General features: G+C 59.0%; 14 protein-coding genes and 1 tRNA gene. 7 read left to right on the top strand and 8 right to left on the bottom strand.

Going from position 1 to position 15,194, the window contains the following annotated elements; translation table 11 throughout:
- From QNK41_RS11755 to QNK41_RS11730, 6 genes are all read left to right on the top strand, one after another.
- The coding region (locus QNK41_RS11755; protein WP_319257009.1) for a hypothetical protein at positions 1 to 314 on the top strand (314 nt) is incomplete at its 5' end.
- 1 nt (position 315) lies between these two features.
- Positions 316 to 852 carry a hypothetical protein gene (locus QNK41_RS11750; RefSeq protein ID WP_319257006.1) on the top strand — a complete coding sequence of 179 codons (537 nt, stop codon included), beginning with the start codon at positions 316 to 318 and terminating at the stop codon, positions 850 to 852.
- Positions 853 to 889: 37 nt separating this feature from the next.
- On the top strand, positions 890 to 2,386 hold the full coding sequence (locus QNK41_RS11745; RefSeq protein WP_319257003.1) for a hypothetical protein: 1,497 nt from the start codon (positions 890 to 892) through the stop codon (positions 2,384 to 2,386).
- Positions 2,387 to 2,502: 116 nt separating this feature from the next.
- Positions 2,503 to 3,060: a type II secretion system protein gene (locus QNK41_RS11740; protein ID WP_319257000.1), complete on the top strand. Its 558-nt coding sequence runs from the start codon at positions 2,503 to 2,505 to the stop codon at positions 3,058 to 3,060.
- A gap of 128 nt (positions 3,061 to 3,188) precedes the next feature.
- Positions 3,189 to 4,199 carry a type II secretion system protein gene (locus QNK41_RS11735; protein WP_319256997.1) on the top strand — a complete coding sequence of 337 codons (1,011 nt, stop codon included), beginning with the start codon at positions 3,189 to 3,191 and terminating at the stop codon, positions 4,197 to 4,199.
- Positions 4,200 to 4,562: 363 nt separating this feature from the next.
- Positions 4,563 to 6,602, top strand: coding sequence for a LamG-like jellyroll fold domain-containing protein (locus tag QNK41_RS11730; protein WP_319256994.1), 2,040 nt, complete (start codon positions 4,563 to 4,565; stop codon positions 6,600 to 6,602).
- Here the strand turns inward: QNK41_RS11730 and QNK41_RS11725 are convergent.
- From QNK41_RS11725 to QNK41_RS11690, 8 genes are all read right to left on the bottom strand, one after another.
- Positions 6,599 to 7,027: a four helix bundle protein gene (locus QNK41_RS11725; RefSeq protein WP_319256991.1), complete on the bottom strand. Its 429-nt coding sequence runs from the start codon at positions 7,025 to 7,027 to the stop codon at positions 6,599 to 6,601. The two genes, QNK41_RS11730 and QNK41_RS11725, sit on opposite strands and share 4 nt — an antisense overlap.
- Before the next feature lie 50 nt (positions 7,028 to 7,077).
- The gene (locus QNK41_RS11720) at positions 7,078 to 8,283 is read right to left on the bottom strand and encodes a type II secretion system F family protein (protein ID WP_319256988.1); all 1,206 of its coding nucleotides are present in this window, start codon (positions 8,281 to 8,283) and stop codon (positions 7,078 to 7,080) included.
- Positions 8,276 to 9,925 (bottom strand): GspE/PulE family protein, encoded by a 1,650-nt coding sequence (locus QNK41_RS11715; protein WP_319256985.1) that lies wholly within the window; start codon positions 9,923 to 9,925, stop codon positions 8,276 to 8,278. The genes QNK41_RS11720 and QNK41_RS11715 overlap by 8 nt, the downstream gene beginning before the upstream one ends.
- A 1-nt stretch (position 9,926) precedes the next feature.
- Positions 9,927 to 11,246: a tetratricopeptide repeat protein gene (locus QNK41_RS11710; RefSeq protein WP_319256981.1), complete on the bottom strand. Its 1,320-nt coding sequence runs from the start codon at positions 11,244 to 11,246 to the stop codon at positions 9,927 to 9,929.
- A gap of 41 nt (positions 11,247 to 11,287) precedes the next feature.
- A complete protein-coding gene (locus QNK41_RS11705; RefSeq protein WP_319256978.1) occupies positions 11,288 to 12,937 on the bottom strand; it encodes an AAA family ATPase in 1,650 nt (549 codons plus the stop codon).
- Between the two features lie 39 nt (positions 12,938 to 12,976).
- Positions 12,977 to 13,675, bottom strand: a complete 699-nt coding sequence (locus tag QNK41_RS11700) for a lysophospholipid acyltransferase family protein (RefSeq protein ID WP_319256974.1) — start codon at positions 13,673 to 13,675, stop codon at positions 12,977 to 12,979.
- Positions 13,676 to 13,710: 35 nt separating this feature from the next.
- Positions 13,711 to 13,787, bottom strand: a tRNA-Trp gene (locus QNK41_RS11695).
- A 245-nt stretch (positions 13,788 to 14,032) separates the two neighbouring features.
- Positions 14,033 to 14,605: a class I SAM-dependent methyltransferase gene (locus QNK41_RS11690; protein ID WP_319256971.1), complete on the bottom strand. Its 573-nt coding sequence runs from the start codon at positions 14,603 to 14,605 to the stop codon at positions 14,033 to 14,035.
- A gap of 342 nt (positions 14,606 to 14,947) precedes the next feature.
- On the opposite strand from QNK41_RS11690, the gene QNK41_RS11685 reads away from it, so the two are divergent.
- On the top strand, positions 14,948 to 15,194 hold a 247-nt coding region (locus QNK41_RS11685), incomplete at its 3' end, for a hypothetical protein (RefSeq protein ID WP_319256968.1).

Genomic DNA, 15,194 nt, shown 5'->3' with positions numbered 1-15,194 from the left:
CGGTGAAATCGTTTGGCCTGGGGTTTCTGGTGGTTGAGAATGATCTGAAGCGCCTCTCCTGGGATTTTGGTCTCCAGCAGATGAAGGTGGAAGCGGATGACAACACTCAGGACCCCCGGTCGGTGTCCATTTCGATTCTTGCTGCCGGACCGGTACCGGCCATCGTGGGATGGATTGCCGCTGTGGAGGATGCTTACCCCTATCTGGTGATCGAGCGCATGGATATCTCCTACGACAATCGAAACCGGACAAGCCGGCTCCAGGCTGTCTTCAACTACCGCTACACACTTGCCGAAGCGGAGAGGACAGGCTGACATGCATCGATTGGGCAACCGCATACACGCTTTGGTCGGCCTGTGGATTCTGGCCGGCCTGGTGGTGCTGGGCGTCAACGGAACCATGCTCATGTCGCTGCTGGATGAACCGCTTGCCGGTAATTCCAGCGGGGTCCGCATCGCGGACCAGGGGTTCCGGAACTATCGCATGCTGGTAACCACCCAGGCTGAAAAAATTACTTCCGGTATGGATCTGCTGACAAGCTGGTTTGAACCCGTGGCTGTGGAAGCAGAAAAACCGGCATTTCAGCAAACGCCTGCCCCGCCGTCATATGCAAGAAAGAGGGCACCTGCGCCGGTGACGCTGCCGGCACTGACGGGCATTATGACCAGTCGATCCAGCGATGGCGGGTCCAGGCGGCTGGCCGTATTGGACGGACGCATCTGTGCCGAAGGGGACCGACTCGGCACTCTCACGGTAATGCGGATCGCCCGTAGGGGCGTCTCGCTGGTCAGGCGAGATCAAGCCTGGTTTTTAAAGGCGCCGGATATTGCCTATTCGTTAACCGCACAATGAACCATTGCACCGACCACCTGCTTTCAGGGGGGGAAATGTGAAAAGACTGATAGACACAAAACGGATTGGCACGATTCTGCTGGCCCTGGTATTTCTTGGCGGTTGTGCTGTGACGCCGCCCAGGCAACCCTTGAAAGAAATTGTCGATCGGGATGCAATCAAGGCGGCCCTGAAGCGGGAAACTCATCCGGCGCCGCCGGGGCCGCCGCCCTTTTCCCAGATGATCCTGCCCCGGACCGCAGAACTGGACCTTCCGGAAACCCTGTATTCAATGACGCTGAACGATGTACCCCTGACTGCGGCCATCGAAGCTGTCATGCAGGGGTCCCAGCTGAATCTGTCGGTGGAGTCGGACGTGGACCTGTCGCGGCGGGTCACGGTCCATCTGAAGCAGGCCACCTTTGCCGAAGCCATGGACATGCTGGTGAAAAACGGTGCCGGTTACGCCTGGATCGTTGAGGAGGAGGTGCTCTATGTCAGGACGTTCATGGAGCGGATTTATTCCTTCGACTACCTGGACATGCCCGGCGAAACCGATATCCAGGTGGGAGGGGATATGCTGGCTTCCAGTGTCGAAGACGCCGGGGTCAGCGGCAAGTATGTCATAAAATCAAGTAAAACCGGGGAAACATCGGACGCCTGGTCGGCCATCGATGCGACCCTGGCAACGCTCAAATCCGAAGCCGGCATCGTGCGTATCAATCGCAACGGCGGACTGATCTACATGGCCGACACACCCAGACGGGTGGCCGCCATGGTCCGGTTCCTGGACGCCCTGCACGAATCCCTCACCCGCCAGGTGTTCATTGAGGCCAAGATCATGGAGGTCCGGCTCAAGGACAACACCCAGTTGGGTATCGACTGGTCGGCAGTCAACGTCGCTTTCACTTCCGGATCGGGCTTTTTCGTGGATAGCTTCGGTCTAAACATCAACGGCGGGAGCACCCTCACTCTGGCCGATCAGTCGTCGCTGAGTGCCGTTGTCGATTTTTTAAGAACCCAGGGGGAAGTATCCGTGGTTTCCAACCCGCACCTTTCCTTAATGAATGGCCGATCGGCTTTGCTGACAGTAGGTTTTCAGTTCCCGTACGGAGATATCGATGGCATTGACCGTGACGACGATACCGGAATTACTACCTTCGGTACCAGCATCAAGCGGGCGGTTCTCGGCTTACAGTTTGGGATTTCAGTCCAGATTGCCACCGATGCCACCGTTACCATGAATATCGTCCCTACTATCACTCGAATTCAAGAGGAGACTGAGGTGGAACTGCCCACGTCCGCATTTAGCGTGCAAACCATTACCAATCCCATCATCGACTTGCAGGAATTGTCTACAACGGTGCGGGTCCGTGGGGGGAACACGGTAGTGTTGGCCGGACTGATCAGCCAGGTGAAAGATACGGTGCTTGAAAGTTTACCCATATTGGGAGACCTTCCTTTGGTTGGCGGATGGTTCAAGCACGTGGATGACACTGTTCAGAGTCGGGAACTGGTGATCTTTATTACACCCCATGTCCAGGACCGTGTGTGACCGTAGCGACTGGGCAGTGTTATTCAATAATCAGCGCTAAAGTGAAGCAGATGAACAACCGATAGTATGAATGTAATCTTTTTATTCTTGTAAACTGGAAATGGAGGACAAGTGACATGACTAGGAATCAAAAAGGCTTTACGTTGGTGGAGATCGCCATTGTGCTGGTGATCATCGGACTGCTGATCGGCGGGGTCCTCAAGGGGCAGTCGATGATCCAGAACGCCAAGGTCAAGCGGGTGGTCAAATCCGCAGACGAGGTGCGGGCCGCCTTCTACACCTTCTACGATAAATACGGTGCCTATCCCGGAGACGAAAACCTGGCCACCAGCCCGCCCGGTGACGCCCACAACGGCAATGGCAATGGCCTGATCGCAGGGGCTGAGTACTTCCAACTCTTCGAAGACCTGGTGAACGCGGGCATCATCGATGGGACATTTAACGGTACCAGCGATTTGCCCAAACACGCCTTCGGCGGTACCTACTTGGTGTACTGGGCCAATCCAGGTGCCGGTGCCAATCACTATATCCGTTATGACAACCTGCCTTGGGACGTGGCTCTGGAGATCGACACCAAGTATGACGACGGCGTATACAATACGGGAACCCTCCGTGCCAACGAGGCCTATGCGGCGGCAACCAGTCCGGTGACTTATTTCTACCTGCCGCTTTAGGTTGCCCGTATCTGCCTGTGTACCTGAGAATATGCCGCCGCCTCCCGCAGGAAGCATGCTTGGGAAGGCGGTGGTGGTATCCGTAGTGTCGTAAACCAGGAGGACGATCGATCCTTGCGTGGGATGCCATGAAAAACCGCCAAGCCGGGTTCACCATCATCGAGATGGCCATGGTCATGGTCATTATCGGGCTCATCGTGGGCTTCGGCGCCTCGCTCATCGGTCCGCTCTCCATCCGGGCCAAACGGATCGAGTCCACCGAAACGGTGGATGCCGGTGCCGAGGCGGTTGTCGGCCATGCCGCCGCCAACCGGGGTGTCCTGCCCACAGCGGCCCAGTTTCCCGGCGTCATCAAAAAACGTAACGACGCCTGGAGTCGGCCCGTTCAATACATATATGATTCCGTTTTGGCCGATGGAAACCCGACCACCGGCGACATGTGCACCCGCAGGACCACCCGGATTACCCTGCGCCAGTGCCCGGATGCCGCATGCAGCGCTCCGGTTTCTGTGGCCAACGTGGCCTTTCTGGTGCTGAGCGGCGGTGAGAACTTCAACAACCAGACCGCCGGCAGCCTGGCCGTCAACGCCGCCACGGTCATCGACGTCTACCCGAACGGGGTGGGCGACGTGGACGGTTATGCCGCCGACCTCAACCGGGTCGAGCCCTTCGACGACATCCTCCAGTGGGCCACCCTGGACGAGCTGCGCGGCAAGATCGGCTGTCGGGGCCCGCAGCTGGCGATAATGAACAACGAACTGCCTCCCGGTCGGACCACCAGCCCCTATTCGGCGGCGGTTTACGTTGACGGCGGCGTTCCCTTTGCCGCCGGCGGCGATTACCTCTGGTGCGTCGAGACGCCCACCGGTGCGGCGCCTTCCGGCTTGAACGTTCGCAACCACACGGACACGGGTAACATCGGATTCGACACCGATGGCGCCGTGCTGGCCGAAAGCAGCGCCGTCTGGACGCGCGCCGACCACCTGTTGATCAACGGCACGCCAACCGTCGCCGGAAGCTTTCTGCTGACCGTCTGGGTGCGTGACAACAGCAATCCGGGCAATGACGCGGCCTGCGCCGGCGGTGCCAGCCTGGACAACTGCACCAGCCGGTCCTTTGTGTTGACCGTCAACCCCTAACCCGGACAAACCGGAAAAAACAAATTGCAAGCACCAAATCTCAAATAAAATTCAAATAACAATAGCCAAATTCGAAACTGTTTAAGCGTTCAAAGGTTCAGGGTTGAATAGTTGTTTGCCATCATCGATACTTGCAATTGTCTTTGACAATGTTTTAATGAAAAACCTTACATTTTTAGCGAATCGGAATGTCCTTTCTTCAAAATCATAAGGTTTGGAATCTTGGATTTTAGTCATTGTTATTTATTTGTCATTTGGATTTTGGCTATTGTTATTTATTTGCTATCTGTCTTTTTGTTTTCTGACATAAAAACCACGAATTTCAGGATTAATAGACTAGAACCTTTACTATACCGCATGTCCATGGCAAATTCCGGATTCTTTCGATCAGCAACCGGCCAGGCCGGCATGGCCCTGATGCCCATTGTGCTGACCTTCGTGATCGCCGGGGCATTGATCGGTGCCGGGATGCATCTGGTGGGCCCCACGAGCCGGCGGATGCGATCCGAAACGACCCGCAACCTGCTCGACCGGGCATCCCGTTCCGTCATCGCCTGGAGCGTGGCCAGCGGCCGCCTGCCCACGGCCGCGGAATTCGTCACCGCCGCCGGTGTTCGCGACGATCCCTGGCGGCGTGCGCTGGTCTACGTGTATGACGGCAATCTGGCCGCTTCCGCCGGCGGCGGGCTGTGCGGCCGGGAGTCGACGGGGATCGTTGCCGATGGTGCGGCAGATACGGCGTTTTTCATCATCAGCGGCGGTGAGAATGTGAGTGTCGATACCACACCGGGCATCTCGGGGGCCTATGCTGGCAACGCCGCTATTTCCGTGCTGGACCTGGCCGAGGTCGTATCGCTGGCCGATCTGGGCAACCGGGCCGGCTGCTACGACCGCACGGCCGGCCGGCTGGCCTTACTCAACAACGAGCTTCCCGAAGGCTGCAGCGGCGAACCCTACCGCGGCGACCTGTTTGCCGAGGGCGGCGTCCCGCCCTACACCTGGGGGGCGGCCAGCCTGCCGGCCTGGATGACCCTCGTCCCGGCGGGCGCGGCCTGCGACCTCAGCGGCACCTCGGCCACCCCCGGTGCATACACGCTGGCAGCGACATTGACCGATTCAGCAGGAACTATTGTGGAGCGGCGCTTTGATATCGGTGTGACCGCCTGCGCTGCCGGACCCTCACCGGTCTCCAAATGGGATTTCAACGAAGGCGTGGGTCCGACGGCCGGCGACGGCGCGGGTCCCAACAATGGGGTCCTGGTCGGAAACACCGGCTGGACCACCGACACCCCGGACGGCAGCGGGGCATCGCTCTCCTTTGACGGTTCCGGCGATTACGTGCGCGTGAGTGACCATTCCAGCCTTCACCTGACCGGCCAGCTCACCTTGATGGCTTGGGTCAAAGAGACCGCCATCGGCCAGTATGCCAAGGTCATTTCCCGTCGCAGCGGGTATTATTTCTACTTTCTGGGGGTGGACAACGGTCATCCCTACGGCGGCATCGGTGACGATGTCACCTACACGGTTACGGGTAAATCCCTGCTCATGTCCCTCGACCGCTGGAATCATCTGGCCCTTGTCTACGATGATGCCGTCGACCGCATGTTCCTGCATTTCGACGGCACCGAGCGCATGACGACGGTGACGCAGAGCCTTCCGCCGACCGTCGGGGTGGACCTGTCCATCGGTGCCGATTCCGAGGGGTCCGCCGGCTATTTCACCGGGGATGTCGATGACGTGGCCGTTTACGACAGGGCCCTTACCGATGCGGAAATTCGTGGTCTCTTGGCCGGGCCTGCTCACCCCAACCGGGTGGTATCCTACGGATTCAATGGCACCGCCGACGACGGCGGGGGCGGTGGGCATGACGGCACGCTGGTCGGCGGGGCCTACACGGCGGACCGTTTCGGCCTGCCCAACGCCGCCTTGAGCGTGGATGGCAACGATCATGTCCGCGTGGCCGATCATCCCGACCTGCGCCTGACCGGCGGGCTGACCCTGGCCGCCTGGATCCGTGAGCGCTCGCCGGGGGCCCATGCCAAGATCGTCTCACGGCGCGCCGGCAACTACTTCTACTTTTTGGGGGTGGATAACGGCCGGCCCTACGGCGGCATCGGCGACGGCGGCAGCTACACGGTGACGCGCAAATCCATCTCCATGATTCCGGACCAGTGGCATTTCGTGGCCTTTGTTTACGACGATGCCACCGACAGCATGCGCATCTACTTCGACGGAAGCCTGGACGAAACCGCCGTGGCCGTGAGCCTGCCCGTGCTGCCCGGTATCGACCTGACCATCGGTGCCGATAACGAGGGCAGCCAGCATTTCTTCACGGGATCGATCGACGGTGTGGCCATCTACGACCAGGCCCTGACGGTGGATCAGATCAGGGAGGATTATTAACGGGTCTTTGGTTTATGGTTTCTGGTCTGTGGTTGAGATTTGAATTTCAGGCCTTTGATTTTCGATTGTTTGAGATAGTTCATGAAGCCGGCAATCAGTTTTTTGGTTGAGGCGGCTATGGCTCTGATTGAATCGAATTGCGCTTTGGAGATGTACTTCTGGTCAAAGGCCACATAAAGCTGGGCTTCGACTTCGCCTGCAGAGCCCTTTGCAATGGCAGGAAATTGAGAAAATTCGGCAGAACCGCCCCGTTCGAAGCCTTCGGCAATATTTGACATCACGGATACGGCGACCCGCCGGACCTGATCACGAAGACCGAAATCTCTGGCAAATGTCCCCGAGCCTGTCAGGGCGTATACCGCCCGTGTCAATTCTCTGGCCTTCTGCCAAGCTTCGATATCCTCAAATTTTTTTAATGATGCCATTTGTTCCCCTGAATGCCGAACCGATAACCACAAACCAGAGACCGACGTCCTTAGAATTTCCCAATCACATCATAAAGCGGCAAAAGAATCGACAGGACGATTAAACCGAAAACACCGCCCAGCATGATGATGGACATGGGTTCGATGGTGGCGATCATGGTCTGGACGGTCCGTTTGGCCTCCCGGTCGTAGTAGTTGCCCAACCGTTCGAAGCAGACATCCAGGGTGCCGGTGGTTTCGCCGTTGCGTATGGCGCCGAGCAGCAGCGGGGGGAAACCGCCGGCCCGGTCGAAGCCGTCCGAGATGGCGTCGCCCCGTTGAACTGCGTCAAATGCTTTTTTGAGCAGCATTTCCAGGTAGCGGTTGCCCAGAACGTTGGCCGAAAGGATCTCGAAGATCCCGTTGATGGACATGCCGGCCTGGTACATGGTGGCAAAGTTGTGGCTGAGCCGTGCCATGGCGATGTTCGAGATTACCCCGCCGACGACCGGCAGGTTGAGAAGGTGGCGGTGAAACAGCACCCCGCCTTTTTCGGTGAGTTGAAGGACGTAGACAGCAATGGCGGACAGCACCATCGCAGTGGTGATGACAGCCCACCAGTTTCTGAAGAATTGGCTCAGGTTCAGGATAAAGCGGGTCATGGTGGGCAGTTCGACACCCATCTGCACCAGCAGGCCGGCCAGCTGAGGCAGCACATACCCCACCCAGACGCCGATCACGGCCACGATGACGATGATCACGAACGAGGGGTAAATGGCCGCCCGCTTGACCGTCGAGCGGATCTCTTCCTTCCACTCCAGAAACGCGGAGAGATCCTTGAGACATTTGGGCAGTACACCGGTTTCCTCGCCCATGCGGATGATGGCCAGGTCGAGCTTGCCGAAGGCCTTGGGAAACTTGGACATGGCGGTGGTGAAGGTGTTGCCGTTTTCGATGGCGATGCGTATTTCGTCGACGATACGCCGCATCGGCCGTGAGGGCAGCCCGACGGCATTTTCCTCGAGTGCCGACAGCATGGGCAGGCCCAGTTCCAGGGTCTGGTAGAGCCGGTGGTAGAACTCGATGATATCGCGTTGGCGGATGCGCTCCCCGAGGAGGCTTTTGCCCAGGAACCCGTCGGTGTGCAGCTGGCTGGATACCAGGGTGAGTTCCTTGTCCAGCAGCTTGCCTTCCAGTTCACTTTCGCTGGCGGCAATGGCGCTTCCTTTTAACAGGCGGCCGGCAGTGTCTATGGCCTGGTAAACAAATTTAGGCATCGGCCACCACCCGGTAGACTTCCTCGAAGGAGGTGAGGCCGGCGGCCGCCTTTCTCAGGGCCTGCTTGAGCATCAGGCTGGTACCGGCTTTCACGGCCGCCTCTTCGATGGTGCTGTGTAGCGCGCCGGAGAAGATCAGGGCCTGGATCTCCCGGTCCACGCGGATGACTTCATAGATGCCTGTTCTGCCGCGGTAGCCGGCATGGTAGCAGGAGTCGCATCCAACCGGGACTACCAGACGCTCTGGCGGGGCAATGCCGTGCTGGTCGAACAATGCGATCTGTCGTTCGGTGGGCTCGGCGTGGTCGCAGCAGTTCGTGCAGATTTTGCGGACCAGGCGCTGGGCGATGACCAGGCTCAGGGATGAGGCCAAAATGCCCTTGCTCACCCCCAGGTCCAGCAGGCGGTTGATGGCTGACGCGGCGTCGTTGGTGTGCAGGGTGGAAAAAACCAGGTGACCGGTCATGGATGCCCGCAGGGCCAGGTCGGCCGTTTCCGTGTCCCGGATCTCGCCCACCAGGATGATGTCTGGGTCCTGGCGCATGGCCGACCGCAGGGCGTTACCGAAAGAGAGCCCCGCCTTGGGGTTGACGGCGGTCTGGCGAATGGTCGGGATGATGTACTCGATGGGATCCTCAACGGTCATCACGTTGATGTTGGGGCTGTTGACCGTCATCAGGGCCGAGTAGAGCGTCGTGGTCTTGCCTGAACCGGTGGGACCGGTGGCCACGACCAGGCCGTAGGGCCGCTTGATATGTGACAGGAAAAGATCGAAATCGGATTCTTCCAGGCCCAGGCGCCGCAGGTCGCCGACCACCTTGCTGTAGATCAGCAGCCGCATGACCGCGGTCTCCCCTAAATGGGTGGGGAAGGTGGAGACGCGGAGGTCGATTTCTCCGATTTCACCGGAATACTTAATGCGCCCGTCGTGGGGGATGTTGGGGTTGGAGATGTCCATGTCCGCCATGATCTTGAACCGGGTGAGCAGGCTCTTGTGAAAGCGGATGGGAAAGAGGAACTTCTGCTGCAGCACGCCGTCGATCCGGTAGTAGATGCGGGACAGCTTCACGTCGGGCACCACGTGGATGTCGCTGGCGCCCAGCACCAGCCCTTTTTCGATCAGCCGGTCCCCCAGCAGGACGATCTGGTTTTCTTCGAATTCGCCGTCGGTCACCGTGGCCCGCGTGATGCGGTCGATGTCGACGTCGATGGCCAGAGCCGTCTTGTAGTAAAGCTCGATGGCACCCGCCAGCCAGTCCTTGGAGGCGATGTAGGTTTCCACCCTGCAGCCGGTGATGCGGGCCAGTTTGTCCTTGGCGACCACGTCAAAAGGGTTGTTGGTGGCGGCCAGGATAGTGTCGTCCCGCTTCTGCAGCGGCATGATGCTGTGGGTGGTAACGAACTCCTGGGGGACCTGGGCGATCAGGCCGGGGTCCACCTTGATGGCATCCGTGTCGAGAAGCTTGGCGCCGCTTTGCACCGCCAGGCTCATCTGGAGCTGTTCCTGGGTGACCCAGTCCAGCCGCAGGAGCACGTCGCCCAGCATGATCCCGGTTTTTTTGGATTCCGTGAGGGCCATCTCTAGCTGATCCTGGTCGATGAACCCCAGGTCGATGAGAATATCGCCAATGCGTTTTGCCATCTTACTGCCCTGTTGCCGTTGATTGGGCGGTTTTGAGATACCGCCTGAGGGTCCGGATGCGCTTGTTAATGGTTTCCTTGTCGGTTGCAGACGGTTCGGACGGGATTCGCAGAACGGCCTCGTAATGGGCCACCGCCTCCGCATAAAAGCCCAGCGCATCGCAGGTTACCGCCAGGTTGAACTGAAGCCGGGGATCATCGGGTCGTTCTGTTTCGGCTTCGCGGTACAGGTCCAGGGCTTCGGGGAGCCGGTTCATCCCGGCAAAGGCCACAGCCCGGTGAAAACGAATTTCCCAGGGGGTTGCATCCGACAGCGCGGCTGCCCGGTCCAGGAAGTCCAGGGCCTTTTCCGGTGCGCCCATGCCGATTGCCGCCATGGCCAGGTTCAACAGCACGCCCTGGGGGCGGGGGGTTGACCGTTCCAGTCGTTCGAGAAGGGGTGCGGCCTGGATAAATTTTCCCTGCTGCATGTATGCGGCGGCCAGGTTCAGCATGGCGTCCGGGTGGCTTGAACGGGTCTTGAGGACCTGCCGGTAAAGGCGGGTGGCCTCGGATAGGCGGCCGTTGCGATGGTAGGCGCGGGCCTTTTTGTAAAACAGATCCTCCTCCGCCGGGTACGGGGCGTTTTTGCGTACCGCCGCGCCTGCCTTCAACTTGCCGGGGGTCTCAGATGCTTGAACGGCCGCGGGCGAGGGGGTTTGCCGAGATGCCACCGGCCGGCTTTTCTCACGTGGGTCGGTTTGAATCGGACCGGGTTCGAAGGCGCGGGAGATGGTGTTCGGTTCCCGTTGAGACGGTTCGACAATCGCTTCAATTGACAACGCGGTCTCGGCGGCAGACGGGACGGCCGGTTTCTCATCGGCCGGTTGCAGCGCAGCAGCGGTCTCGCCGGTGCGGGTGCCCGGCATGTCGCCGCTGACCGCCGGCGACGGTGGCGCCGGGTTCACCTCGGCCGTGGCCAGGCGATTTCCCTCGGGTGGATCCTCGGATACCACGGTTTCCGTCTGACGGTCTGCCGATGCCGGCTGGGGCTCGCCAGCGGACCGATGCTGGACGTCGGACGTCGTCTCAATGGGATGGTTCGGCAGCGGTAAGGATCGTCCAGGCTGGGGCGTCATCACCAGCAGGGTGTTGCCCGTGCCGGACTGCATCAGGTAATTTCCGTAAAAGACCCCGATGGTCAGCAGGATCAATCCTGCCAGAACGACGAGCCAGCGCCTGGTTATCCGAGGTTGGCCGGATACCTCGATAAAGCCCTTGGCAACGGGGCTTCCCGTGGCCGCATGCTTTTTTTTCCTCAGGGCGTCGTTCATCAGGCTCATGCAAATGACTCCGGTTTTACGCTACCAGACGGTCACCCGGACTAGCGGGTAACCACCTGGGCCAGGATCTGACCGCTGCTGTTTATCCGTTTGGCAGTCACGGCTGCGTCTTCAACCGATACAAAAAGACCGGTATAGATTTTATTATCGCCCGCAAGGCCCGTTTCCATTAGGCTGTCATAGCCGATTTCTGAAATAAATCTAAGAATTTCGGCCTCCGTCAGGTCCGGCCGCCCCGGCAGCACCCGGACCGTCCAGGGTGCATGGATGACCCGGGCCTCCTTTAACTGGTGCGCGTCCCTGTATCGGACGGCCTGGTTCCGGCTTTCGAACTTGCCGGCGAGGATCCGGTACCACTGCCCGCCCTCCACTGCCTGCCAGTGAGCGGGTATGGCATTCCGGCGGTATTGGGCCACGCTGCGCCTGGCGCGCGCCACTGTGCGGAATGATCCCAACTGGAGCGCATAGGTGGCGGGTGAGGGGGGTTGGGGCAAGACCCGTTTCTTTTCAACTGGAACAGGCGGACTGGCGCCGCCCGTCGTACAGGTGGTAACCGCGGTTATTTCACTTGCTGCCGCCTCACCGGCTGTCGGTTCGATTGGCGAGGGGGCAAGGCAAACCCCGCCGGAATCAGGCAGCTGTGATATCGGCGCCAGCCCCGTGGTCTCCTCGATTGCCGCGGGGAGGAGCTGGGCCGGTGTAGCCTGGGTACGGTCGTCGGGGCGGAGGGCCCAAACCACGGCGGCAAAGAGCACCAGCAGCAGCATGGCGGCTGCCGGCAACCCGTAGCGCAGAATGGGGCCGCCGTTTCGGGCCCCGCGAATATCCAGGTCCGGCAGCTCGGCCAGGGCCCGGTTCACATGGGCAGGGCCGAGGACCGGTGCATCGCTGACGTAGCCGGCGGTGAGGGTGAAATCGCAGATCTTGTTGATCAGCCGCGGGATTCCGCAGGACCGTTTATGGATCAATTGCGTGGCGGCATGGGAAAAACACACCTGGCCCGTGTTGCCGGCCACGAAGAGCCGCCGGGAGATGTACGCGCCGGTCTCCTGAACGGTGAGCGGGTTGAGGCGGCAATGCACGGCGATGCGCTGCTTCAACTGCCGCAGCCGATCGTTGGCCAGCATGTCCAGCAGTTCCGGCTGGCCGGACAGGACCACCTGGATGAGTTTACGCTTGTCCGACTCCAGGTTGGACAGCAGGCGCAGGTCTTCCAGGGTCTCGGGTGTCATGGTCTGGGCATCGTCGATGATCACCACAAAGGGACGGTTCGTACTGTCGGCCAGCAGGCGCTGGTTGAGCTGGTCGATGAGCGCTTTTTTGGTGGCCTGCGGCGGCGGGGTTGTACCCAGGTCCTCTAGGATGCTGGCCAGCAGTTCATGGCCGGAAAGCGACGGATTGATCACGTAGACGGTTTCGGCGTCGAGGCTCAGCCGATCGAGCAGCGCCCGGCACAAGGTGGTTTTACCGGTGCCCACCTCCCCGGTGAGCAGGACGAAGCCCATGCGCCCGTCGATGGCGTAGCCGATCTTGTCGAGCACCTGGTGGTGGCAGCTGGCCGAGAAGAGAAACTCCGGGTCCGGGGTGATGGCAAAGGGGGCTTCGCTGAGCTGGTAATGCTCCAGGTAGACCCGATCCGGCGGCGTGTCCTCCGGGTCGGTGAAGACAAGTTTGAACATGGGTTCCGACATCGGAATCCTCTGGGTTGCGGGTCCGGCGCAAGGGGGCGATCAGGGAAAATAGCGCCTGATCGTTTCCGGGCTTCTCCACCAGTTATCGGCCTGGATGGTGAGTTCTTTAATTTGTTTTTCAACATCCTGACGAAGGGATTCGAAAGCGTCGGAATCGGGCCTGCGGGGAACATGGATGGGCGGGGTGAAACGGAGGAATACCCGGGAGAAGGGTTTGGGAACCATGAAGCGGTCCCAGCTGTTGAATACCCAGCGCCGCTCGGCAGAGGCGATCACCGGCAGGATAGGTGCGCCGGAGAACTGGGCGATGGTGATCAGGCCGGGTTTGACCACCCCGAAAGGCCCCTGGGGGCCGTCGACGATGTGCCCGACGCGATATCCCCGGTTGGTCAAAGACCGGAGTTCTTTGAGGGCGTGGACGCCGCCTCTCGTAGACGACCCCCGCACCGACCGCCATCCCAGGATATCCACCATCCGGGCGATCATCTCCCCGTCCCGGCTCTGGCTGATCATGATCGCGATGGCCTTCCGAGTGGCAAAGAAGGTGATGCCCGGGAAAAACCGCTGGTGCCATGAGGCGTAGACCACTGTGCCGTGGGCATCGAGCGCACCCTGTTCGTGGTGCGTGTCCACCAGCCGGTAGCGGTAGGTGCGGGAGATGAGTTTGACCAGCACCAGACCGGCCCGGGGAAAGAGTTGGCGGTAACAGAAATCCTTGAGGGTGTCTTTGAATCTCATGGAGTTGTCGGTCAAACAAGGGTACAGATAAAAATTGGCAGGCCAGGAGGGATTCGAACCCCCAACACCCGGATTTGGAGTCCGGTGCTCTACCAATTCGAGCTACTGGCCTGCAAGGTGGTCGGGGGCATTTTATACAACAGAATATCAAAAAAGTCTGCAAAAATAACTCGGCGGCGACCCTTCCATATGTGCGGCCAGTCCGCTTCAATATTGATGACGTCGTAAAAAGCTTTTGCAGGCACTGCATAGCCATATATCCGAAAGGAAACGGGATGATGTAGGAGCGGCTTCCAGCCGCGATAATGCCATGTGATCACGGTTGGAAGCCGCTCCTGTGAAAAATGGGCCTTTATTTCATTTCATAAAAAGCGCTGCACGACTGACCCGGACGTGGGGACGCGCTATCTGTTCAAACCCGACCTGTCTGCACAATTTCACTTCTTCATCGAACAGTTTCCGGGAGGTATGAATTTTCGGCTCGACCAGCAGATAGGTTCCGCCGTCCTTTAAAAATGAATACCAGGCCCCCAAAAAGGCTGCTTTGTTTTCGACTTCGTGCAGCATCCAAAACGTGAGGATGAAATCCAGCGGTCCGTCGATATATTTTTTTTCACTGCCCGCCAGCACGGTCTGGATTCGCTGCCCGGTATCGTGTTTTCGGGCGCGCCTATTCAACACATCGAGCATCTGCTGTTGCAGGTCCACGGCGAATACGTTGCCCGAAGCGCCCACATAGTCGGCCATGGCGATTGAGAAATATCCCATTCCACAGCCGATATCCGCCACACGATCGCCTTCAGACAGGTAGGGTTTCAAAATGACATGCGTATCGTGAAACCACCTGCGCAGCCTGTGGTCCCACGAGTAGGCCATCCACCATGGGCAGGTGTGTTCTTCGAACAACAGAAATTTTTTAATCCAACTCATCCTGGCACCTTTGTTGGCGGCACTGACGAGAATGCGCCTTGCGTGCTGTTATGTAGAAGCTTATAGTAGATAGTGCCCGGTGAAACCTTAAAAGGGTGTTGATAAACGTCGTGAGCGTAGGCAAGACAAGGCAAAACGCGGCGAAAAAGCGGAGTTGATGGGTGATCAATGAGCACGTTGAGCCGAATTTTAACACGGTATGGCCAAGCGCAATAGTTTCTCGACATCCTGTACATTGATTCTATGATTTCATAAATTTATTCGTCATGTCAATCGGTTGGACAGGCGACACGCGAACCCCTATACAAAGGAAAACGAACAATGCTGAGAAGGAAACCATACGTGGAGCAACACAAGGCAACTGCCGAAAATCAGTTGGCGGTGCACGAGGAAACGCTGAAATCAATGGGGATGAACGAGACGCAGATAAAACGAGATTCACGGGTCAGGCATATCAAGGGAAAAATCCGTCAGGCAAAGCAGCAGCTGAAAGGTCTCGCCGAGCTGGAGTCACAGATCGCCCGTATGGCCGAAATCAAGCTCGAAAAACAAGCGCGCAAGAAAGAGAGTCAACCCAAAAAACAGCGTG

The organism is Desulfosarcina sp. (assembly GCF_033791525.1).
Taxonomy (GTDB): Bacteria; Desulfobacterota; Desulfobacteria; order Desulfobacterales; family Desulfosarcinaceae; genus Desulfosarcina.
This window is presented reverse-complemented; position numbering and strand designations above follow the sequence as displayed.